21 protein-coding genes are annotated in these 22,618 nt (G+C 59.5%); 16 read left to right on the forward strand and 5 right to left on the reverse strand.

Going from position 1 to position 22,618, the window contains the following annotated elements; translation table 11 throughout:
* Positions 1-37: 37 nt before the first annotated feature.
* The gene (locus tag GDV60_RS23255) at positions 38-1,858 is read left to right on the forward strand and encodes a hypothetical protein (RefSeq protein WP_159908865.1); all 1,821 of its coding nucleotides are present in this window, start codon (positions 38-40) and stop codon (positions 1,856-1,858) included.
* A 41-nt stretch (positions 1,859-1,899) separates the two neighbouring features.
* Here the strand turns inward: GDV60_RS23255 and GDV60_RS23260 are convergent, their stop codons facing one another.
* Positions 1,900-2,220 carry a hypothetical protein gene (locus GDV60_RS23260; RefSeq protein ID WP_029292076.1) on the reverse strand — a complete coding sequence of 107 codons (321 nt, stop codon included), beginning with the start codon at positions 2,218-2,220 and terminating at the stop codon, positions 1,900-1,902.
* A gap of 272 nt (positions 2,221-2,492) precedes the next feature.
* Positions 2,493-4,931 carry a Lon protease family protein gene (locus GDV60_RS23265; RefSeq protein WP_029292078.1) on the reverse strand — a complete coding sequence of 813 codons (2,439 nt, stop codon included), beginning with the start codon at positions 4,929-4,931 and terminating at the stop codon, positions 2,493-2,495.
* Positions 4,932-5,196: 265 nt separating this feature from the next.
* On the opposite strand from GDV60_RS23265, the gene GDV60_RS23270 reads away from it, so the two are divergent.
* The 4 genes from GDV60_RS23270 (at position 5,197) to GDV60_RS23285 (ending at position 8,801) form a co-directional block, all read left to right on the forward strand.
* Positions 5,197-5,685 (forward strand): DUF3015 domain-containing protein, encoded by a 489-nt coding sequence (locus tag GDV60_RS23270; protein WP_029292080.1) that lies wholly within the window; start codon positions 5,197-5,199, stop codon positions 5,683-5,685.
* Between the two features lie 92 nt (positions 5,686-5,777).
* Positions 5,778-7,631, forward strand: a complete 1,854-nt coding sequence (locus GDV60_RS23275) for a DUF4105 domain-containing protein (RefSeq protein WP_070994149.1) — start codon at positions 5,778-5,780, stop codon at positions 7,629-7,631.
* A 378-nt stretch (positions 7,632-8,009) separates the two neighbouring features.
* Entirely contained in the window at positions 8,010-8,312 is a 303-nt protein-coding gene (locus GDV60_RS23280) for a chorismate mutase (RefSeq protein WP_159908867.1), read from the forward strand.
* Positions 8,313-8,444: 132 nt separating this feature from the next.
* Positions 8,445-8,801, forward strand: coding sequence for a hypothetical protein (locus tag GDV60_RS23285; RefSeq protein WP_092230517.1), 357 nt, complete (start codon positions 8,445-8,447; stop codon positions 8,799-8,801).
* 66 nt (positions 8,802-8,867) lie between these two features.
* Here GDV60_RS23285 and gdhA read toward each other — a convergent pair whose 3' ends face one another.
* The 3 genes from gdhA to GDV60_RS23300 form a co-directional block, all read right to left on the reverse strand.
* The gene (gdhA, locus tag GDV60_RS23290; protein WP_029292088.1) at positions 8,868-10,205 is read right to left on the reverse strand and encodes an NADP-specific glutamate dehydrogenase; all 1,338 of its coding nucleotides are present in this window, start codon (positions 10,203-10,205) and stop codon (positions 8,868-8,870) included.
* A gap of 349 nt (positions 10,206-10,554) precedes the next feature.
* On the reverse strand, positions 10,555-12,219 hold the full coding sequence (gene ettA / locus GDV60_RS23295) for an energy-dependent translational throttle protein EttA (RefSeq protein WP_029292090.1): 1,665 nt from the start codon (positions 12,217-12,219) through the stop codon (positions 10,555-10,557).
* Between the two features lie 121 nt (positions 12,220-12,340).
* Positions 12,341-13,537: a benzoate/H(+) symporter BenE family transporter gene (locus GDV60_RS23300; RefSeq protein ID WP_159908869.1), complete on the reverse strand. Its 1,197-nt coding sequence runs from the start codon at positions 13,535-13,537 to the stop codon at positions 12,341-12,343.
* 127 nt (positions 13,538-13,664) lie between these two features.
* Between GDV60_RS23300 and GDV60_RS23305 the strand changes: the two genes are divergently transcribed.
* The 11 genes from GDV60_RS23305 (at position 13,665) to GDV60_RS23355 (ending at position 22,587) form a co-directional block, all read left to right on the forward strand.
* Entirely contained in the window at positions 13,665-14,336 is a 672-nt protein-coding gene (locus GDV60_RS23305; protein WP_029292093.1) for a GntR family transcriptional regulator, read from the forward strand.
* Between the two features lie 34 nt (positions 14,337-14,370).
* Positions 14,371-15,363, forward strand: a complete 993-nt coding sequence (locus GDV60_RS23310; RefSeq protein WP_029292095.1) for a trans-aconitate 2-methyltransferase — start codon at positions 14,371-14,373, stop codon at positions 15,361-15,363.
* Positions 15,364-15,446: 83 nt separating this feature from the next.
* The gene (locus tag GDV60_RS23315) at positions 15,447-16,229 is read left to right on the forward strand and encodes a hypothetical protein (RefSeq protein WP_256679343.1); all 783 of its coding nucleotides are present in this window, start codon (positions 15,447-15,449) and stop codon (positions 16,227-16,229) included.
* A gap of 57 nt (positions 16,230-16,286) precedes the next feature.
* Positions 16,287-16,517 (forward strand): acyl carrier protein, encoded by a 231-nt coding sequence (locus tag GDV60_RS23320; protein WP_029292099.1) that lies wholly within the window; start codon positions 16,287-16,289, stop codon positions 16,515-16,517.
* An 11-nt stretch (positions 16,518-16,528) separates the two neighbouring features.
* Positions 16,529-17,377 (forward strand): alpha/beta fold hydrolase, encoded by an 849-nt coding sequence (locus GDV60_RS23325; RefSeq protein ID WP_159908871.1) that lies wholly within the window; start codon positions 16,529-16,531, stop codon positions 17,375-17,377.
* Positions 17,374-19,149 (forward strand): non-ribosomal peptide synthetase, encoded by a 1,776-nt coding sequence (locus GDV60_RS23330; RefSeq protein ID WP_159908873.1) that lies wholly within the window; start codon positions 17,374-17,376, stop codon positions 19,147-19,149. Before GDV60_RS23325 ends, GDV60_RS23330 begins: the two co-directional genes overlap by 4 nt.
* An 8-nt stretch (positions 19,150-19,157) precedes the next feature.
* Positions 19,158-20,084 carry a chlorinating enzyme gene (locus GDV60_RS23335; RefSeq protein ID WP_070994156.1) on the forward strand — a complete coding sequence of 309 codons (927 nt, stop codon included), beginning with the start codon at positions 19,158-19,160 and terminating at the stop codon, positions 20,082-20,084.
* Between the two features lie 12 nt (positions 20,085-20,096).
* Positions 20,097-20,519 (forward strand): VOC family protein, encoded by a 423-nt coding sequence (locus GDV60_RS23340; protein ID WP_070994157.1) that lies wholly within the window; start codon positions 20,097-20,099, stop codon positions 20,517-20,519.
* A 10-nt stretch (positions 20,520-20,529) separates the two neighbouring features.
* On the forward strand, positions 20,530-21,294 hold the full coding sequence (locus GDV60_RS23345) for a thioesterase II family protein (protein ID WP_159908875.1): 765 nt from the start codon (positions 20,530-20,532) through the stop codon (positions 21,292-21,294).
* 5 nt (positions 21,295-21,299) lie between these two features.
* Positions 21,300-21,938: an alanyl-tRNA editing protein gene (locus GDV60_RS23350; RefSeq protein ID WP_159908877.1), complete on the forward strand. Its 639-nt coding sequence runs from the start codon at positions 21,300-21,302 to the stop codon at positions 21,936-21,938.
* Positions 21,939-21,975: 37 nt separating this feature from the next.
* Positions 21,976-22,587 carry a LysE family translocator gene (locus GDV60_RS23355; protein ID WP_159908879.1) on the forward strand — a complete coding sequence of 204 codons (612 nt, stop codon included), beginning with the start codon at positions 21,976-21,978 and terminating at the stop codon, positions 22,585-22,587.
* The last annotated feature ends 31 nt before the right edge of the window (positions 22,588-22,618 follow it).

The following is a 22,618-nucleotide window of genomic DNA, read 5'->3' on the forward strand; positions in this document are numbered from 1 at the left end:
AAAGTGGCTCGATGCTGCCAGACAGGAATCTCAAATAATGGATGTGCGATCTCCCTTGGCCAGTCTTGGCCTGTGTGTGGCATTGCTGGCGGCCAGTGGCTGCTCCCCCAGCGACGAGCACAAGCAAGCCAGTCTCGAAGAAAAAACCGCTCAGTTCGAGCAATCCCTGGACGCCATCCAGGACCCACGCCTCAAGGAGGCCGTAGCCGAACTGGGCGGTTCGCTGTTGCTGCTGGAGCGTGCGCGCATCAAGCTCGACACCAAACCCGTCGAGACCGAGTACGGGGAAAACACCCTGGCCGCGCTTGCGCACTACCCGACGCCACAAGCACTGGTGGATACCTACATCAACGGGCTATTCGTCCTGCGCAAGAACTCGCACTCGGACTACCTGACCGATCTGCAACCGGTGTTCCCGTTCAGCTTCAATATGCCGGACCAATTCCCCTTTCCCCATGGCCTGGAATGGCAATCGGTGACCTTGAGCAACAACAAGATCATCCCATTCCAGCCGGAATGGTCGGAAACCGACCCCGGCATTCAACTGAGCCCCAGCAGCTCCAACCTGACCAACCCGGACGATCTGACCGTCACCTATCCGTTCATCGAAGGCATCGAGACGGACAACAAGAGCCAGCCCCAACCCGTCACGCTCAAGGGCCAGGTCGAGGTCATCGCACCGCGCAAAGTCCTGACCTTCGACCTGACTCGCAAAGACGTGGGCCAGAAACGCAGCGAGGAAAACCTCACCGTTACCCTGCTGGCCCTGGAAAACAACTACGCCGAGATCGAACTGACCAACACCGCGCCCCTGGCGCCGCAAGTAGCGGATGAATCGCCCAACCCGCTGCTCGTCCAGGCCCGCGACACTACAGGGCAGTTTCTTTCCCGCTCCGGCTCAATCAACGAGAGCGCCGCCCAGGTGGCGTTCTACGAGCAACAACTGGCGCAGATGCGCAAGCAGAAAACCTGGTCCAACGCCTTTGAGAAACAGCTGGGGGACGAGCAGAAAGCCTTTGAACAAAAGCAGGCCAGCCACTACGCCAAGGTCTACTTCAATGGGCAGATCGATAACCTGCAGGTCAGCGTACTGGACTTTTCCGAAGCAACCCTCACCCGCAAGGACCTTGAGCTGCCGATCCGGCGCTTCGACAAAAACAGCCTGGAAAAAACCGTGCAGGCCCTGCCCATGCCGGTCACGGTGTATGACGACCAGGCCGCAGACTGGCTGCAAAGCGCCAGCCTCACCGAAGACCAGTTGAAAAGCAGCATCACCATCAGCCAGTCAGTGGAGGACGCCAGCGCCGCCCACATCGCCTTTGACCATCCTTTCACGTTCAATGACGACCTGATCGGCTCTACACGCACCAGCAGCGATGCACCGCTGACGTTCTTTACGGCAAACGATGAAGGCAAGCGCGGCGAGCCCATCGAGTTGCCCACCGAGGCCTTTGAGGTCGACCCATGGCGCGGCACGATCACCTACGATCTGAATTTATTCCCGGAAAACCCAGGGTTTGCCGTGGGATCGATCCCACTGTTCCTCGCCACCATCGAAAAAAGCACCGTCAGCACGGCACAATTGCCCAAGGGCCTGTCGCTCCAGGACAACGCGCTGATTGTCGACCAGGCGCTTTTTCCTTCAGACAGCTGGCGGTTCTTTGCCAAGGACGCCAGCGGCAACTACTTGAAGGAAATCCTCGGCGTCAGCCATCGCGCCCAGGAATACGGCACTGCACTGTTTGATGTGCATTACTTTTATGGCCGGCCGACCGAGCTTGAAACCTACCAACGCACGGCGTTGAACACGGTGCAGTACGGCTTTGAGGTCAAGCTGGACAAACCCGAGACCAAGTAACCTGTAGGAGCCGGCAAGCCGGCTCCTACAGGGGTTGCGGGTTACAGGTGCAGGGCGTGGGGCCGGCCGCCGTTGAGCTGGCGCAGATGGGCTTGCAGGTGAATGCACCATATCTGCGGGTCGTCGGCCAGTTCGTAGCCGTGCAGGGTCAGGCTTTGCACGATGGATTCAAGAATGTTTTCCGCGACGAACGGCCCGTGGAACGGCCCTTGGGACTTGATGGTCGAGGGCTGCTCACCGGTCATTCCGGCGGCAAACAGCAACGTCCACATCCCTGCGTCCCCCGCAAGAGGACGAATGGAACATTCAATTCGGGTAACCAGGCCCAGGCACTGGCGGGTGAGGCAAAGGCTGCGCGGCATGGCGGCGACCCTCGGTAGATCCGGTGTTCAGCCTCCAAGTGCAAGGCTGTCTCTATCCCATGACTCCTGTAGATATCCCTTGAGCTGAGAATAGAAGAAAACCTGTACAAACCAAGGTTGTAGGGACCAACGGCGGTTGGCCCCATACAATTGAGCCAAAAATATGGCACCCCCTGTAGGAGACGGCGTGCCGGCGATAGCGCCAAAGCTGCTGGCCTATCAATACCTGACAGACCGCCATCGCCGGCATGCCGGCTCCTACAATGGATACATCAGGTTGGCTTGGCCTCAGCCAACGCCTGCTGCGCCAGTTCCTTTTCCGCCTCTTTGAGGTCTTCCTCGCTGATCATCTCGGCAATCGCCCGCAGACGCTCAACCACGCGGGCGTTGACGCTACCCTCGGGGAATTGCCCTTCTGCATCCGGCTCTCCCGCAGGTTCGCCCACCAACAGGCTCAACGCCTCGTCGGCCTGGCGCACGGCATACACATGGAACTGCCCTGCCCGCACGGCCTGCAAGACCTTCTCATCGAGCATCAACGTCGCGACGTTGGCCTGGGGAATGATCGCGCCCTGCTCGCCCGTCAAACCACGAGCCTCGCACAGACGGAAGAAGCCTTCGATCTTCTCGTTGACCCCGCCCACCGCCTGCACTTCGCCGAACTGGTTGATCGAGCCGGTGATGGCAAAGCACTGCTTGAGCGGCGTCTTCGACAGCGCCGAAATCAATGTACAGGCCTCGCCCAACGAGGCACTGTCGCCGTCGACGTAACCGTAGGACTGCTCCAGGGCAATGCTCGCGGAGATCGCCAGGGGGAATTCCTGGGCATAACGGCTGCCCAGGTAACCGGTGAGGATCATCACGCCCTTGGAGTGGATCGGTTGCCCAAGGTTGACCTCGCGCTCGATATCGACAATGCCGCTACCGCCCGGGTACACCGTGGCGGAAATCCGCGCCGGCACGCCAAACGCCGAATCACCGACCTCGAGCACAGTCAGCCCGTTGCATTTACCCACCGCGGCGCCAGCCGTGTCGATGAGGATGACCCCGGCGAGCATGTCGTCGAGAATCCGCGCAGAGACCCGCCCGGTACGCGTGGCCTTGGCTTTCAGGGCACGTTCGATATGCCCGGCGTCAGTGCGTTCGTCGCCTGCCAAGTGGCGGATGAAGTCCGCCTCGCTGACCAGTTGGAACAGGTCGCCAATCCGGGCCGACAGGCGTGCCTGGTGCTCCGCCAAGCGAGCGCTGTAGGTCGCCAACCGCGCCACGGCATCCGAGGTCAGCGGTGCCATGCCTTCTTCCGAGGTGCGGGTTTTCAGCAATTGGGCAAATTGCTCCAGGCTCTCATCGACCATCGGGATATCTTCATCGAAATCCACCAGTACCCGGAACATCTCCTGGAAGTCCGGATCCAGGTCTTGCAACGTGTAGTACAGCGAACGGGCGCCAATGATGATGACCTTCACCTGCAATGGAATCACTTGCGGGTTGAGGGTCACGGTGGCCAGGCGGCCCAACTCGCCCAGTGGCGATTCCATCTTCAACTTGCGTGATTGCAGGGCCCGCTTGAGCGCGTCCCAGACAAACGGCTCGCTGAGCATTTTCTCGGCTTCCAGGATCAGGAAGCCGCCGTTGGCGCGGTGCAGCGCCCCCGGGCGCAATTGCCGATAGGTGGTGTAGAGCGCGCCCTGGTCGGTGCTGTACTCGATCCGGCCGAACAGGTTGTCGTAGGTCGGGTGCGGCTCGAACACCACGGGTGCGCCGCCATTGAGCGCATGGCCCACTACCAGGCTCGGGCAGTACTGCTCTTCGAGCAGCTTGCGCGCCTGGGCGTCGGTTTTCGCGTCATCCACCAACAACTCGACCACGGTCTTGAGCAGATAGACCTGCATCGCCTGCAGGTAGCCGCAGACGCCGGCGTTCTCGGCGTACTTCTCCGACAGCGGCGCCAGCAATGGCTGCAAGGCCAGGGTGATGGTCTCTTCGTTGAACTGGCGCATCTGGTTGTTGGACTCGCGCTTCCACTGCGGCAGGCTGGCGAGTTCTTCGTTGAGGCGTTCTTCGAGCTCGGAAATATCCGTGTGGAAGCGCTCACGATCGGCTTCCGGCAGTTGCGAGAACTCGGCCTCGTCCAGGGCCTTGCCATCGAGCATCGGGGTAAAGGCGATGTTGGTGCTGTCACGGTACAGCGCCACGTCCTTTTCCAGGGCCAGGCGCTCGATCACGTCCAACGCACGGTCGTAGCGCTGGTTGAAGGCGCGGTCGATGGCGCTTTTGCGCTGCTGATACGTCGGGTGCTCGAACACCGCCGGGAACGTGGCGACCAGGTTGTCGATCAGGCCACTGATATCGGCAATGAACGGGGCCGCGCCGCCTGCAGGCAATTCCAGGGCGCGGGGCTCGCGGGGCTCGTCGAAATTATTGACATAGACCCAGTCTGCCGGGGTCTGCAGGCGCTTGCCTTCGGCCTTGAGGTAGCGTTTGACGAACGAAAAGCGCCCGGTACCGGGCTCACCCATGACAAACACGTTGTAACCGGGGCGTGGCATCGCCACACCGAACTGCAACGCTTCAACCGCGCGTTCCTGGCCAAGCACACCGCGAAAGGGCTCCAAGTCATTGGTGGTCGAGAAGCTGAACTGTTCAGCGGAGAAAGGACGAGTCAGCGCTTCGGGCGCTAGACGCAAGCTGGCAGCAACAGGATCAGGCATCGGGCTTCCTTACATCAGGCGGGGCAATGGCGGCATTCTGGCGCCGTGCGTAGCTGGCTGGCAAGGCACGACTGAGGTAAAGCATAGACACGGGATGCGGCGTGCAAAAAAACCGGTCTGCATTGATTGTTTTACAAAAACCCACGGAACCCTTGGAACATGCCTAAACTCCAAACTGCGCGGGTTGGACTAATAACTGGCCCCTAGGGCGCCATGAGGCGCCTGAACCCTTGTCCATTGGTTTGCACACTAAGAGAACAAAGCTATGAAACGGATCCTTCTCGGTACTCTCTTCACCGTTGTCTCCCTCAATGCAATGGCCGAAGCGCCAGGTGGCCCGAACTGCGGTTGGGGCAACATGCTGTTCGAAGGCCAGCGCGGCACGCCGGCCCACTTCCTGGCCTCCACCACCAACGGCACCTCCGGTAACGCCACCTTCGGCATGACCTCGGGCACCAACGGTTGCAGCACCAACAGCGCGCTGACCTACGGCGGCAAATCGTGGATTGCCATGAATGGCATGATGAACGAGCTGTCCGAAGACATGGCCAAAGGCAATGGCGAAGCGCTGACCACCTATGCCGTGGTCCTGGGCGTTGCTCCAGAGGATCGTGATCACTTCGCAGCAGTGACTCACGAACACTTCCAGCAGATCTTCAGCAAGGCTGACGTAACCGCAGAAGACGTGCACTCCAACACCATCGCTGTTCTCAAAGGCGATGCCCGCCTGGCGAAATACGCCACCCAGGCTTAAGCTCGACCTGCCCGCGCCCTTATCCGGCGCGGGTTTTGTTTTTTGGACCTGCCCGCTTTGGGTCTTTATTTATTCCGACTTAAGTTGCCCCTATGCTCAAACGCCTTGCCTACCTGGCACTCTTCGCCTGCGCCCCGCTGTCTGCGGCGCCGCATCTTGATGATCAACGTTTGCAGCAACTGGCCAATGATCCGTTCTGGCTTTCGCTGGGGCACTACGAAGCCGGCAAGATCAGCGGTTGGCGCAGCTATGTCAGCGACCAGAAATTCTTCATCGCCAAAGACGGTGCCCATCACCCGGACGCCGAGCTCAAGGCCACCGTAGAGGCGTTGTACGCCCCGGCCAGCCTTGGCGAAAAACACACCCAATGCGTGTACCCGGCCCGCACCCGCTGGCTCAAAGATCAGTTGCAGCTGAGCGACCTGCCGGCCGTGGACTGCGCCGAGTTCAAGCAATGGTTCAAGGACGTCGCGCCCCACAGCGCGGTGATGATCTTCCCGGCGGCCTATCTCAACAGCCCGTCCTCGATGTTCGGCCATACCTTGCTGCGCATCGACCAGGCCGACGTACAAAGCAACAAGACTGCCCTGCTCAGCTACGCGATCAATTTCGGCGCCTACATTGAAGGCTCGGACAACAGCATCCTCTACGCCTGGAAAGGCCTGATGGGCGGTTATCCCGGCCTGTTTGCCCTGGTGCCCTACCAGGAAAAACTCTCGGAATACCGTAGCCTGGAGAACCGCGACCTGTGGGAATACCGCCTGAACCTGACCCAGGTCGAAACCGAGCGCATGGTCGAGCACGTGTGGGAGCTCAAGCAGATCCAGTTCGACTACTTCTTCTTCGATGAAAACTGTTCGTACCGCCTGCTGGAGCTGCTGCAAGTGGCGCGCCCCGGCCTGCGCCTGACCGAACAGTTCCCGCTGACTGCCATTCCTACCGACACCGTAAAAGCGGTGAAGGACGCCGGCCTGGTGGAAAAAATCGATTACCGCCCGTCCCGTGAACGGGAGTTGCTGGAGCGCGCCAAGCCCCTGGACAGCGACGAGCAACAATGGGTGCTGAAGATCAGCGATGACCAGAAACAACTGCAAGACCCAACGTTCAAAAGCCTGGGCAAAGACCGCCAGGCCCTGATCATCGACGCTGCCTACCGCCTTGGCCGCTACCGTGCCAACGGCCTGGAGCGCGACAGCGAGCGCTCCCAGCGCAGTTTCGAGTTGCTGCGGGCAATCAACCAGAACCCGGCGCCCGACCTCCAGATCGATCGCCCTGGCCTGCCGGAAAACGGCCATGAGTCGCGCACCTGGCAAGCAGGCATCGGTACCCGTGGCGACAAGGCCTTCGGCGAATACGGCCTGCGCATGGCTTACCACGACCTCAATGACAACGCCGAAGGCTTCCCCCTGGGCGCGCAGATTGAAATCCTGCAGATGAAACTGCGCCAGTACGAAGGTAACAACTGGCAACTGCAGCAACTGGACCTGGCGACCATCCGCTCCCTGACCCCGCGCAATGAGCTGCTGCAGCCGTTGTCCTGGCAAGTCACCGGCGGCCTTGAGCGAGTACCGGGCAAACATGACGACGAAACCCTGGTCAGCCACGTCAATGGCGGCGCCGGCGGCACCTGGCAACTGCACGACGACATGCTCGGCTTCGCCCTCGGCACCGTGCGCGTGGAACATAACAACGACTTCAGTGAATTCATCTCCCCGGCGGCCGGCTTCAACACTGGTGTCTTGTGGAAAAACCCGCTGGGCAACCTCAGCCTGGAGGCCAAGGGCGACTTCTTCACCAATGGCGAAGTACGCCGTAGTATCAGCCTGAATCAGCAGTGGGAAGTATCACGTAACCTCGGCGTACGCCTGAGCGCACAACGCGAGTTCAGCCACATGGCCACGCCGGTGAACGAAGTGATGCTGGAAGTGAAGTGGTATCACTACTGACCCGGCGCAAAACCCACTGAAATTCCAGTGTGGGCTTGCCCGCGATGACCATAGGTATCTACACAACTTTGCCGCAACGCCTAAATCCAGGCAGATAGCGCCGTTGTGGCGAGCGGGCTTGCCCCGCGCTGGGCTGCGAAGCAGCCCCAATAAGACGAATGCGTTGTACCAGATACACCGCAGCGGCTGGTTTTGGGGCTGCTTCGCACCCCAGCGCGGGGCAAGCCCGCTCGCCACAGGAGAGTTCGTCAGTTTCTGAAAGTTGTGTAGATACCTATGCCGCGATGACCGAGGTTCAGCTAGCACATATGCTGGCTGACACACCGCCATCGCCGACAAGCCCGCTGCCACATTTTGACATCCAGGAGCTCTCACGATATGGCCGTCACCTGCACCACCCTTGAACAAGTCCGGGAAAACATCGACCGCCTGGACCGCCAGATCGTCGCCCTGCTGGCCGAACGCGGCAGTTTCGTCTCCCAGGCTGCGCGCTTTAAAAAAGACAGCGACGGCGTCAAGGCTCCCCAGCGTGTCGAACAAGTCATCAACAAGGTTCGCGAGCTATCGCACACCCTTGGCGCCAACCCCGACGTCACTGAACAGGTGTACCGGGCGATGATCAGCGCATTCATCCAGCAGGAATTGGCCGAACACGCCGCTCTCACCCAATCCACGACATAACCCCCTGTGGCAAGCGGGCTTGCCACCAAAAATACGTCGTCCAAACAAATAGCTCACCCAGCTTTCACATCTCCCCGACGAATCCCCTTCTAGACTTCCCTTATCAGCCGCTCGACGGCCGGGGAGTATGAGATGTGGCGGTTCGCTGTGATGCTGGGCGTGGTGATGGCGCTTTCAGGGTGCCAGACCACCCACGAGGAGTTGCTGGCCAGGGGTTATCCACCGGCCTTCGCCGACGGTTTTGAGGATGGCTGCGGCAGTGGGCGCCAGGCGGCCGGGGTGATCACTGGGGTGTTTCGCAAGGACGTCCCACGCTATGTGAAGGACCGCACCTACGCCGAAGGCTGGGAGGATGGCTTTCGCCAGTGCAAGGCCATGCGCGAGAGCGAGGACCAGCAGGACTACCGGGAGCGCCACTGGGACGAGCGCGAGCGCGCCTGGCAGCAAGAGAAGGACCGCGACGCCGCACGGGCCTATCGCAGCCAATAACACCTCTGTAGGAACTGGCGTGCCAGCGATGGCAAGCCAGTTCCTACAGTGGATCAGCGTTATGGCTTAGACGATGCCCTGGGCCAGCATTGCATCGGCCACTTTCACAAAGCCCGCGATGTTGGCGCCCTTCACGTAGTTGACCCGGCCATTTTCCTCACCGTAGTGCACACAGGCGTGGTGGATCGATTGCATGATGTTGTGCAGTTTGCTGTCCACTTCACCGGCGGTCCACAGCAGGCGCATGGCGTTTTGCGACATTTCCAGGCCACTCACCGCCACGCCGCCGGCATTGGAGGCTTTGCCCGGTGCGAACAGGATGCCGGCGTCGATAAAGATATCCACAGCCTCGAGGGTGGTCGGCATATTGGCGCCTTCGGCCACGCAGATGCAGCCGTTGCGCAACAGGTGGTGGGCGGCTTCGGCGTCCAGTTCGTTCTGGGTCGCGCATGGCAGGGCGATATCGCAGGCCAGTTCCCACGGGGTCTTGCCGGCGCGGAATTCCAGGCCGAAGCGCGAGGCCAATTCGCTGATGCGCCCGCGCTGTACGTTTTTCAGCTCCAGCAGCGCCGACCATTGCTCCTCGGTCAAACCACTTTCGCAATACAGGGTGCCTTCGGAATCGGACAGGGAAATTACTTTGCCGCCCAGGTCCATGACTTTGCGCGCCGCGTACTGCGCGACGTTGCCCGAGCCAGAAACCGCCACGCGCTTGCCTTCGACACGCTGGCCCTGGCGCTTGAGCATTTCTTCAGCGAAGTACACACAGCCAAAACCGGTGGCCTCGGGGCGGATCAGGCTGCCGCCGTAGCTCATGCCCTTACCGGTAAACACCGAGGTGAATTGGTTGCTCAGGCGCTTGTACTGGCCGAACAGAAAGCCGATTTCCCGGGCGCCCACGCCAATGTCGCCAGCGGGTACGTCCACGTCCGCGCCGATATGGCGATACAACTCGCTCATGAACGACTGGCAGAAACGCATGACCTCGGCGTCGCTCTTGCCCTTGGGATCAAAGTCCGAGCCGCCCTTGCCGCCGCCCATGGGCAGCGAGGTCAGGGAGTTCTTGAAGGTCTGCTCGAAGGCGAGGAATTTCAGCACCCCGAGGTTGACCGACGGATGGAAGCGCAGGCCGCCTTTATAGGGACCAATGGCGCTGTTCATCTGGATACGGAAACCGCGATTGACCTGGACCTTGCCCTGGTCATCGACCCACGATACCCGGAAGGTAATGGCCCGTTCCGGCTCGCAGATGCGCTCGAGGATGCCCGAAGTCAGGTAGTGGGGATTGGCTTCAAGAAAAGGCCACAGGCTACGTAGGACTTCTTCCACGGCTTGGTGGAATTCCGGCTGGTCCGGGTCGCGTTTTTTGAGGCGGGCAAGGAAGGATTCGACGGATTCGATCATGAAAAGTCTCGGCAGATTTATTGTCGTTAATGGCGAATTGCCCAGGACTTTATCAATTCATGTCGCACCGCGACAGGGCAAAATGTCGCTTTTGTGAATTTAAATGGTGCATTGGATATAAATAACCCCGATTTTCTGCCCCCTAACGGGGATTTCAACTCAGGGAATGCACCAATAGTTAAACCGCTATCGCAGGCAAGCCAGCTCCCACATTTGATCGTGTTGTAGCGCAGGTACTCGATCTAATGTGGGAGCCGGCTTGCCTGCGATGAAGTCACCTCGGCGTACCTGAAATGCGCCCCAAAAAAACGGAGCCCGAAGGCTCCGCTTTTCAAACCACCGACCCGATTCAGGCCAGTTTCTTGTGCCGTACACGATGCGGCTGGGCAGCCGCTTCGCCCAGGCGCTTCTTGCGATCGGCTTCGTACTCGGTGTAGTTGCCTTCGAAGAACACAGCTTGCGAGTCATCTTCGTACGCGAGGATGTGTGTCGCCACGCGGTCAAGGAACCACCGATCGTGAGAGATCACAATCGCGGCGCCCGGGAAGTCCAGCAGGGCTTCTTCCAGGGAACGCAGGGTTTCAACGTCGAGGTCGTTGGACGGTTCGTCGAGCAGCAGGACGTTGCCGCCCTCTTTCAGGGTCAGGGCCAGGTGCAAGCGACCACGCTCACCACCGGACAGGTCCTTGACGAACTTCTGCTGGTCGCCACCCTTGAAGTTGAAGCGGCCGACATAGGTGCGCGACGGGATTTCATAGTTGCCGATGCGGATCTGGTCGGAACCGTCGGAAATCTGCTGGAACACGGTCTTGCTGCCGTCGAGGTCTTCGCGGCTCTGGTCGACGCAGGCCAGTTGCACGGTTTCGCCGACTTCGATGGTGCCCGAATCCGGTTGCTCCTTGCCCATCAGCATGCGGAACAGCGTGGATTTACCCGCACCGTTACCACCGATCACGCCAACGATGGCGCCTTTAGGCATGGAGAACGACAGGTTGTCGATCAGCACGCGGTCGCCATAGCCTTTGCAGACGTTCTTGAACTCGATGACCTTGTCACCCAGGCGCGGACCGGCCGGGATGTAGATTTCGTTGGTCTCGCTGCGCTTCTGGAATTCCTGGGACTGCATTTCCTCGAAGCGTTGCAGACGGGCCTTGGATTTCGACTGACGGGCCTTGGCGCCTTTGCGCACCCATTCCAGCTCGTCTTTCATGGCCTTTTCATGGGCCGACTGCTGCTTGGATTCAGCGGCCAGACGGTCGGACTTGGCTTCCAGCCAACCGGAGTAGTTGCCCTCGTAAGGGATACCCGCGCCACGGTCGAGTTCCAGGATCCAGCCGGCGACGTTGTCCAGGAAGTACCGGTCGTGCGTGATCGCAACCACGGTGCCCGGGAAGTCATGGAGGAAGTGTTCCAGCCAGGCCACGGAGTCGGCGTCCAAGTGGTTGGTCGGTTCGTCGAGCAGCAGCATGTCGGGGGCCGACAGCAGCAGGCGGCACAAGGCCACGCGGCGCTTTTCACCACCGGACAGGTGCTCGACCTTGGCGTCCCACGCCGGCAGGCGCAGCGCATCGGCGGCGACTTCCAGCTGGCGTTCCAGGTTGTGACCGTCACCGGCCTGCAGGATGGCTTCGAGCTTGGCCTGTTCGGCGGCCAGTTTGTCGAAGTCGGCATCCGGCTCGGCGTAGGCGGCGTAGACCTCGTCCAGGCGGGCCTGGGCGTCCTTGATGACGCTGACGGCTTCCTCGACCACTTCACGCACAGTCTTGGACGGATCCAGGATCGGCTCTTGCGGCAGGTAGCCGATGTTCAGTTCGGGCATCGGGCGGGCTTCGCCTTCGAACTCGGTGTCGACGCCAGCCATGATTTTCAGGAGCGTGGACTTACCCGAACCGTTGAGGCCGAGCACACCGATCTTGGCGCCCGGAAAAAAGGACAACGAAATGTTTTTCAGGATTTCCCGCTTCGGTGGAACAACTTTGCCCAACCGATGCATGGTGAAAACGTATTGAGCCAAAATATGGACCTCGTAAAAAGATGAGAACAGGGCCTGCGTAGCGGCATGGCGCTGTACGTAGCACATCGAATGATCAAGGTTAACCTAAGTCAGCGGCGGCGGGCAGGTTGACAGGTGCTTTTCAGCCGCGCTTTTTCCTGCTGTAGGCCAGATAGAACACAAACCCTAGCGCCAACCCCCAAAATGAAGAAGACACATGGAAGAAGTCGGGGAAATACACGGTGATCATCAAGGTGGCGACAGCCGGGTAATAAAGATCACTTTTGAGCGCGTCCCTCAGGGCGTCCGCCAGCGTGCTGAACAATGCCAGTGCAGCCAGCGCCAGCACAACCGCCGAAGGAATGACCGATAACAGGCTCACCAACCCGGCGGCAAAGAACGCCATGACCCAGTAACTGATGCCCGCCGCACAACTGGCGATATACCGCTGCGACTTGTCTTCGCAGGCCAAGGGCCCGGCACACATGGCCGCCGTCAGCGCTGCCAGGTTGAGATTGTGGCAGCCGAACAGGGAGGCACAACTGGTGGCGAATCCGGTGACGAACAACATCCCGGGGAAATGGCTGGTGTAGCCGTTATTACGCAAAATCAGATAGCCGGGAATATTCTGTGAAAACAACGTGACCACAAACAGTGGGATGGACAGGTTGATAAACGAAGACAAGGTGAAGACCGGCACTACCCACTCAAACGTCAGGGCTGAAGCCTCCACCACCGGTGCCAGCGGTGGCTGGAGCAGGAAATAGGCAAATAGCGCGCAAAGCGTCACCGGCAAGGCGAATAACGGTTTGAAGATAAACAGCACCAACCAAAGGGCGGCCACCACTCCCATGATCAAGGGGTAGCGCTCAAAGGCCGGTACAAACGAGGTGGACAGTGAGAGCAAAACCCCCGCCAGCATCGCCGATGACAGGCTGGCGGGTATTTTTTCAATATAGCGGGCAATGTTCGGTACCACGGCCAGCGCCAGCATCAGTACCCCGGACATGAAAAAGGCACCGACTGCTTCACCAAACCCAACCAGGGGCTGGTTATACCCAAGCAGGATCGCCGACCCCGGTGTCGACCACGCAAACGCGTACGGCTTTCGGGTTAACAAGGAGTAGGCGATCCCCAGCCCTCCCTGAAACAGACACAGTACCGCCAGGGCGCTGACCGCCTGGCTGGGTGAAGCCCCGACGTTGTAAAAACCCTGCAGCACAATAAAAAAAGTACTGATAAACCCTATCAGCGCTGCACTCGCACCTGTGCTGATCAGGCTCCACCAAGCCACGGGTCGACCACTGCGTGCACTCCATCGCTTGCTTGAAACACTCATCACCGCCACCTCGCTTGTCGACTTTTCGAGCCGTGACAGGAACAAACTTGCACAATCGAAAATACGATGCTAAACCAATATCCAATGGATATTGGTTGCTTCGTCTGAATAGTAGTGAGTAGTAGATTTGAAAAGCAAACGGCTTAGTGACCTGGGTGAGATTCAACACAGAACAGCAAGCGAGCAGATTGAACAGGTGCTGAAGCAGGCAATCCTGGAGGGCCGGCTCCCTCCCGGAGAGGTGTTGCGCCAAGAGGAGCTGGCGCAGACCTTCAACGTCAGTCGCATGCCGGTTCGAGAAGCGCTGAAGAAACTGGAGGCACAGGCGCTAGTGGATTTCGTGCCTTACAAAGGCGCGATCGTGACGCAGATATCGAAGGCCGATGGCCTTGATAACTACGCGATCCGCCTGGCACTGGAACCGGCCGCCATACGGCAGTCGATTCCCTACTTGACCCACGAAGATCTGCAGATGGCCAGGGACTTGATCCAGCAGATGAATGACGAAACGGAAATGGACCAACTGGGGGTGCTGAACAAGCGTTTTCACATGTGCCTCTACGGGAAGACGCCCCATGCCAAGTTCTTGCAACTGGTCGAGAAACAACTGTCCGTGGAGGATCGTTACCTGCGCTTTCACTTGTCTGCCATGGGCCGTGAGCACATGTCACAGGACGAACACCTGGCGATGGTCGAGGCCGCCACCCACCAGGATCTGGACCGCGCCGAGGAGTTGGTGCGCAAGCACTTGATAAAGGCCGCTATTGCACTGGAAAACTTTTTCGACCGCAAAACTTAAAAGTGAGTGCTTACCGCACAACAAGGAGGTAGTCGTGGTAGAGGTCATTTCAGCAACCGCCGTGGATTCGGCGCAGAACCTGGCCGGGAAGTCGATTTTCCTGGAAATGGGCGCACGTCTGGGCGTTGTCGAGCTGCTGTTGCAAGCAGAGCCCTTCGATGCGCAACAGGTCGTAGACCTGAGCGGCGCCAAGCACCATTTCGTCGTGTCCTACCTCAACGCGCTATGCAAGTTGGGGCTGGCCGCGCCTGGCCCTGACCCCGAAAGCTACAAGGGCACCGCCGAACTGCCGGCGGCGGTGAACAACTGCGGCTACCTGCTGTGGGCCTTGCAGTCCTGCGCGCCGTTGATCGAACACCCTGTGCAGTTCGCCAATGATATGCAGGGTGCTATCGACACCTACGTACGCAATGGTGAGCACGTGGCCAGGACGTCCAAATGGATGGGGGCGACCGACTTTTATCCCCATGCCGAAAAGGAAATCCTGCAAGCCAACCCGCAAAAAATCATTGATTTCGGCTCAGGCACTTGCGGCCTGCTGATCCGCCTGCTTGAGCAACTGCCACAGGCCACGGCAATTGGCATAGACCTGAGTGCCAGCGCTTGCCAGAAAGCCCGGGAAATCATTGAAGGCAAAGGCCTGAGCCAGCGGATCCAGGTGATTCATGCACCGGTTGAAAGCCTTATCAACGATCCGGCCTTGCTCAAGGACGTCGATGTCATTCACGCAGGCTTCGTGTTCCATGACCTGAACCCGACGCAAAGCCAGGTTCTGCCGCGCCTGCTGGCGGCCATCAAGGGCGCATCCCCCCGCGCCAAACTGGTGATTGCGGACGCCATCCCCGACGACACGCCTTGGCAAAACAACGCCTATTCGCTGGCGTTCACGTTTTTACATACCCACTTCATGGATCGACGGTTTCCTTCTGAGCAAGGCTGGCGAGCGCTGCTCGAACAGGCTGGGTTCATGGACGTGACCATCAGTAAACCCGGCCTGTCGGGCAGTCGCCTGATTGTCGGTCACTAAAGCACCACCCTTCCTTTAAAGCAGTAAGGAACCCTATGTCGTAACCAATCCTTGGGAGATCGATCATGCGTATAGAAACCCTTGTGGACCGTGTCAAAACCCATCGCTGCTACAGCCACCCCATCTTCCACAACTGGGCCCGGGTCAACCCCAGAACCGAAGCTATCGGCGCCTTGTTCCACCATATACGCAGCTTTTGCGATGCCACCCGCCCGGGCTGGAACCTGCCTGAAGGCCTGAAGCAGATCGGCCTGCCCACCGAAAGCCATCTGCTGCAGGAAATCGTCGACAGCGAGGAAAACCATGGCCCGGAACTGGCGATGATGGCCGGGCATATCATCAACCGTTCAGTGCCGGGCAAGGCGTTGTTCGACGACCTGTCCGACCAGGCCCATATCGAGTCCATGCTCAAGCGTTGCTCCGACAAGTTGCTCGGCCAACTGCCTGGTTACGACTTTGCCACCGGCCTGATGCCGCAAACCAAAAAAGCCATCCACACCTTTGAAGCACGCAAATCGACGGCGCCCCAGGATGTGTACAAAAGCCTGGGCACCGCGCTGGCCCTGGAGATCATCTCCAATCGCCAACTGATACCCGGAGAAAAAGCCTGCCTGATTGATAGCGGCCTGTACCGCGCCAGCTTCGACGAGCCGGCCATGCACTACCTGCTGGAGCACTACGGTGAAACCGGCGCCGAATGCCAGCACGAACAGAATGCCATCGAAGCCGTAGGGTCAGTCCTCAGCGCCGAGAACAGCACGGCAATCGTCCAGGGCGCCGATGATTTCCTCAATAACCTGGAAGCGTTATGGGACTTGCTGGACGCCACTCTCCTCCAGGCCGAGGATAGCCGCGCCGCGGCCTAAAGCGTACCGACGGGCCGGGCGACCGGCCCCTTTCACCGACCAAACCACAGGTGAACCATGAACCTACAAGCACTCGACACCCTCTTCGAAGAGTTCTTCCGCAGGCCCGTCGCCAATGCCGAGGACATATTCGACCTGGGCGCGAACTCCTTGACGGCCATTCAATTGATCGGCCGGGTCAATGAGGCGTTTGGCGCGAATATCAACATGGAGCAGTTTTTCCTAAAGCCGTGCAAACAAACCATCATCGATCAGTTGCAGCCGGCAACGGCGGCCCATTACGCCTGATGAGGTACGCCATGCACAGCCTGTTCCCCTTGACCCTGAACCTGCCGCGCGCCGGCAAGGTGATCTGTGTACAGAGCCTGCCAATTGATCCGGCCCGGGAGACCTTGCTGCTGTTATCGCCAGTCGGCACGCAGTGTTTCTACATGAAGAACGCCGCATTGTTTTTCATCAGCCGCTTCAATGTGATCATTCTGGAAAGTGACGCCCTGCTGTCCTATGCCTCCACAGCGCAACTGACACCGAGCGCGGGGGTCAGCGATTTTTTCACGCAACTGCGCACTGCGCTGCCTGAGGGCGTAAGCCTGGATGCTCTGGTGGGTTACTGCTCTTCCGCACCTTTGGCGCTGTTGGCCGCGACCCAGGGTGCCTGCCGCAAATTGCTATTGCTCAACGGCGCCTACTTTCTCAGGGGCGATGAAATTGCCAAGAGCCAGTATGAACGCGACGTCGAACGCATGATGCAATCGATCGCGCAGGGGAACTGGGCCCAAGTGTATGAAGCCGTCAGCCTGATCCACACCGCGTGCAGCTATACCCCCAGCGACTACCGCTACCAACAGGTCCGGCCTTTGCGCGAGCTACAGGCCTTTCACCAATACCTGACCTTCCTCAACCACTTGGCGAGCCTGGAAGTGGCGAGCACCGCCCAGGCCGTCAAGACACCCACCCTGGTCTGGTGTGGCAGCAACGATCGCTACACCGACACTGCGTCTTCAAAATACGTGGCGCAGTGGCTGCCTGACTGCCAACTGATCGAAGACCCGGCCGGACATCATCACGACTTTGTCGACGGCCATGAACAGCTGTACCAGGCCATGAGCTGTTTTCTGACCCGCGACACAGCGCAGGCCAACCGATGAACACACATAATCGGTCCACAACCCGGGTGTTTCGCAAGTTCCAATCGATTTGCACGGTGACGCCCGACGCGGTCGCGGTTGTCGCTGAAGACGCGTCGATTACCTATCAACAGTTGCATGAGCGAGTACTGGGGCTGTGCGAGCAATTGACCCAGCGGGGCCTGGCCGATACCCCATGCCTGCCGCTGGTCGCCAATCGTTGCCTGGACTATCTGGTGACGCTGCTGGCTTGCGCCAAGCTGGGGCTGGCCTATGTTGCCATCGATCCCGGCACCCCCGCCAAGCGCATTGTCGCGCAGCTTGATCAACTGGGCTGCAACCATGTTTTGCTGCTCGACCAGCCCGAAGCAGTCAATTTAGATCCACGCCTGACCCACTTGCGTCTTGACGAAAGCGGCGCCCTTAGCGCCCAAGGTCCAGCCTTTCGCCGGCCCACCCGGCCGTATCCAATGGACATCGATCCGCTCACGGTGATGTTCACCTCCGGCACCACTGGCGTCCCCAAAGGTGTGCTGATTGGCCAGGATGGGCTGCTGAACCTGGTGGAGAACGTACAGCGGCAAGTTCAAGGCCTGGCGCGCAACTATGTTCATCACTCCTCGATCGGCTTTGACGCCGCGTTGTTTGAGGTCTGGGTCCCTTTGCTGACAGGTGCCTGCGTCACCTTGCACAAACCCGCTTTCAATATCGAGACCCTTTCCGAGGCGGTGCAAAAAGCCCGGTGCGACGTGCTGCTGTTGACCACCTCGCTGTTTCATCTGGTGGCGCAGCACCGCCTGCACATGCTCGCCGCAGTGCGGGTGCTGTACGTCGGTGGCGAAGTACTCAAGCCGGTGCATGCCCGGGCGCTGCTGGCGGCCAATCCAGGCATCACCCTCATCAACGGCTACGGCCCGACCGAGAACACCGTGTTTTCCACCTGGCATAGCCTGGGCACACTCAAGGATGCCCAGGCGCAGGTCATCCCGATTGGCCATCTGCTCAGCCAGGTTTACGCCAAAGTCGTCGATGCCGACCTTCGAGAGGTCACACCCGGCACGTCCGGCGAGTTGCTCCTCGGCGGACGAAACCTGGCCCTCGGCTATCTGGACGTCGAACTGACCTGCAAGCGTTTCCTGCGCCTGCCAGAAGGTATCTATTACCGTACCGGCGACTATGTGATCGAGGACGAACATGGGGTTTTCCGCTATCAGGGCCGCATCGACGAACAGGTCAAGATCCACGGCTACCGCGTCGAGCTCGCCGAGGTCGAACAGGGGCTGATGCAGTTACCGGGCATCGCCCAAGCGGTGGTGCTGGCCCGCGCCATGAATCCTCTGGAAAGCTGCCTGCATGCCTTCATTGTGTTCCAGCATGGCTGGCCGGATACCGACGAAGGCAAGTTACTGAGCCTGCTATCCAGCCGGCTTCCCCCCTATATGCTGCCATCGCGCATCCATCGGTTGTTCGAACTGCCGGTGACGGCCAATGGCAAGGTGGATAAACGCGCGCTGCAATCACTGGCGGACGAACAGGCCGTTCATATTGCGCCCCACCCTGCAGGCTCCGCGGTGCTGGAAGCCTGGTCCAGCATCCTGGGCACCCGCGACTTGCGGCCTGAAAACTCCATTTATACCTATGGCGCCTCATCCCTGAGCGTCGTCATGGCCCACACGCGAATCAACCAGACCCTTGGCAGAAAAACCCCATTCGATGAAGTCGCCCGGCTGAACACCTTGCAGGAATGGGTGCAGTACTACGTAGCGCATGAAAACCTCAGTAACCTCTCTTAGGAGCCGACATGGATATCACTGACTTTTCGTTGACGGAACAGGAGCATCAGCAATTCGACCGGGACGGCTTTATCGGGCCCTTCACGCTCTACGAGCCTGAAGAAATGATGCAACTGCATAAAACCGTACGGGCGCAATTGTTCAACCGTACGCACGCGCCCTATGACGCGCCCCTGGATGTGGCGATCACCAATTACGACCGGCACCTGGACGTTGAATTGCTGACCCGTCATGTCTTTCGCAAAGAGATCGTGCACCGCCTCAAAAGCATCCTGGGCCCGGACGTAATCTGCTGGCGCAGCGAGTTCATTCCCAAATATCCCGGCAATGAAGGCACCGATTGGCACCAGGCGGACACGTTCGGCCATGCCTCCGGGGAACCCCAACTGGTCTGGCCCGAGGATGAAGCATTCGGCGGCGCCATCAACGTGTGGACCGGTTTTACCGACGCCACCCCGGAAAACGGCTGCATGCTGTTTATTCCAGGCACCCACAAAAAAATGAACTACGACGAGTCCATCGGCATGACGTTCGACCCGGTCGCCAATAAAGATGTGGTCAAGGGCCAATACGCCCGCGGCTTCAACGGCTACGACTACAGCACCCTGCAAAAAGACAAATCCTGGCAACCGGACGAAGCCGCAGCGGTGCCGATCGTGATGAAAGCCGGGCAGTTTGTGATCTTCCGCTCGATGCTGATGCACTCCTCGCTGCCCAACTCGACGTCGGACAAAACCCGCCTGGGGTATGTGGCGCGCTATGTTCCAGGGCGGGTGAAGGTCTACCCCGGCACCGACTATGTGAAAGAGTTTGGTGGCGAGTATCGCCTCGACAAATTCGGCGTGGTGCAAGTTGCCGGGACCTGTACCGACCAGCAAAACCGCGTGGCGAACAGGAGCCTCAGTGGCCTGGACCTCAAGCCTCTGGCCAGTTGACAAGGATCGCCCATGGAACAGCCCTCGTACCTGGCGATCGACCATATCGCCTACGCCACCCGATCCACGGAAAAAACCTCAGCGTTCTTCAAGACCCTGGGGTTCGAGGTGCTGTTTCATCGGCAACCGATCGAGACCTTTGGCGTATTCATCACCAAATTGCGTTCTCCGGCGGGTGAGATCGTCGAAGTGGTCGAACCCTTTCGCGCCGACAGCGTGGTCAGCCGGCTGCTGGTGGACGTGGAGGCGTGTATCTATCACGTGGCCTTCAAGGTCGGTGACCTGCACACCACCCAGGCGTCACTGGCAAAAATCGGGGGGGTGACCGTGACCAATGCCATGACGATTCCCTATCCCGCCACACCAGAACACCGTTCACTGACGACGTCACACATGTTTCATCCGGCGGTCGGCCTGTTCGAGATCACTGGATGAGAGGGACGCCATGAACCACACAACCCTGGCGCAGCCCCGCTGGCTCGCACCGTTCCACACAGGGCACGCCGCCGTCCAGCGACGCATATTGCTGTGCTTCCCCTATGGCGGTGGAGGCATGGCGCCGTTCCTCGGGTTGAACGCCTTAAACAGCATCGACATCGCGGCCTGGGGGGTCAGGCTGCCTGGACGTGAGGAACGTATCCAGGAGGCGCCAGCGCTCAGTGTCGAGCAAATGATCAATGCCATAGTCACCGAGCTGCAAGCGCTGACACTTCCGTTTGCCTTCTATGGCCACAGCTTCGGCGCCGGCCTGGCACTGGATATCGCCCATGCCCTGGCCGAACGGGGCCACCCTTTACCCACCCACCTGCTTCTTTCCGGGCGCATGCCGCCCCATACCGGCTATTCCCCGTTACTGGGAGCGATGAACGATCAGCAGTTATGGGCGCACATCCGAGCGCAAAGCACCCTGCCGTTGCCACCGGACCCTGCGTGCAGTTTCGCCCGTACCGCCGTGAAGAAACTCAAGGCCGACCTGGCGCTCAACCAACAACTGACCTACCGCTTCCTGCGACCCTTGCCGGTCCCCCTGCATACCCTCAACGGCTATGACGACCCGTTGATCGACCCCCATCGCCTCGACGAGTGGGGTTGCTACACCAGTGCCACTTTTCAGAGCCAGTGCGTACCAGGCGGGCACTTTTTTTTCGAAGACGACTTTCCACGCTTTTACTCGTTTTTTTTAACCGCCCTCAGTGAACAAGGCAGCTAAGTCATATGGAACGCGCATTCTGGAATACCCCTTACCTTTCGACCCTGGACGCTCGTGTGCTGAGTATCGAGGGGCGTAACGTGGAGATCAGCCCGACGATTTTTTTTGCCGAGTCGGGCGGCCAGGAGTCTGATCACGGTACGATCAACCACATTGAGGTCAGCCAGGCCACGGTGGCAGGTGAGCGGATCATCTATGCCCTGGCCCAGGACCCGGACTTTGCCGTTGGCGACCAGGTCAACGTAACGATCGACTGGCCTCGGCGCTACGCATTGATGCGGTTACACTTCGCCGCGGAAATCGTGCTGGAACTGTTCTACAAGAAATTCCCCGACCTGCAGAAAATCGGCGCCCACATAGGCCAGACCAAGGCGCGGATCGACTTTACCCTGGCAGAGAATGTCAGCCAGTACTTTCCCGATATCCTGCAGGAAGTCGATACGCTGGTCGCGGCCGATCTGCCCATTGAAAGCCGCTTCACCGACACCGCGCGCTTGCGCCGCTGCTGGCACATCGACGGGTTTTCCCAAGTGCCCTGTGGCGGTACGCACCTGAACACCACTGGCGAAATCGGCAAGATCCGCCTCAAGCGCAATAACATCGGGGCGCAAAAAGAGCGTGTCGAAATCTACCTGCTGGACTAACCGCCCTAACCCCTGACTGTCCTGGGAGACAGCCTTCATGCTCAACGTCATGTCTGCACTTGGGTTGCTGCTATTAATGCCGGGGCCGACCAATACCCTGTTATTGCGCTCTGGGGTGCTTTCTGGTTTCAGGCGGGCCTGGACCTTGAGCTTGTTGGAATGCCTGGCTTACCTGCTGCAGATTTCATTTTGGGGCTACCTGCTCAGCCATATGGGTGCCAGCGCGCCCTGGTGCCTGAAAGTGATGCAGTTTGTCTCGATCTGTTACCTGGCCAAGACCTCGTACTGCCTGTGGCGCGAGCCCACCGCCGGCCTGCCCGCCATGCCGGGCGCGCGGGTATCGCGCCGGCAGTTCTTTTTGCTGACGCTGATCAACCCCAAGGGCTTGCTGGTGGTGTCGTTCATCGTGCCCGTGCAAACCTTTGCCGATACCGCCTTGTATGGGCAGTTCGTCATGCAATTCACCGCGGTAGTGATCCCCGTAGGCTGCGCCTGGGTGCTCTTCGGTGCGCGTATCAAGCGCAGCGGGCATGCCTGGTTGACCCCGCAAAACATAAACCGCACGGCGTCTGTGGTTATTAGTTGCTTTGCACTGGCAATTCTATTCAAACTGGCGGATGCGTTGATCCGTACCGGCCCGGCCTTATAGTCCTGCCAGGCGGCGCTGGCACTTTGCCACA

The sequence above is a fragment of the Pseudomonas sp. DTU12.1 genome (genome assembly GCF_009873475.1).
GTDB lineage: Bacteria > Pseudomonadota > Gammaproteobacteria > Pseudomonadales > Pseudomonadaceae > Aquipseudomonas > Aquipseudomonas proteolytica.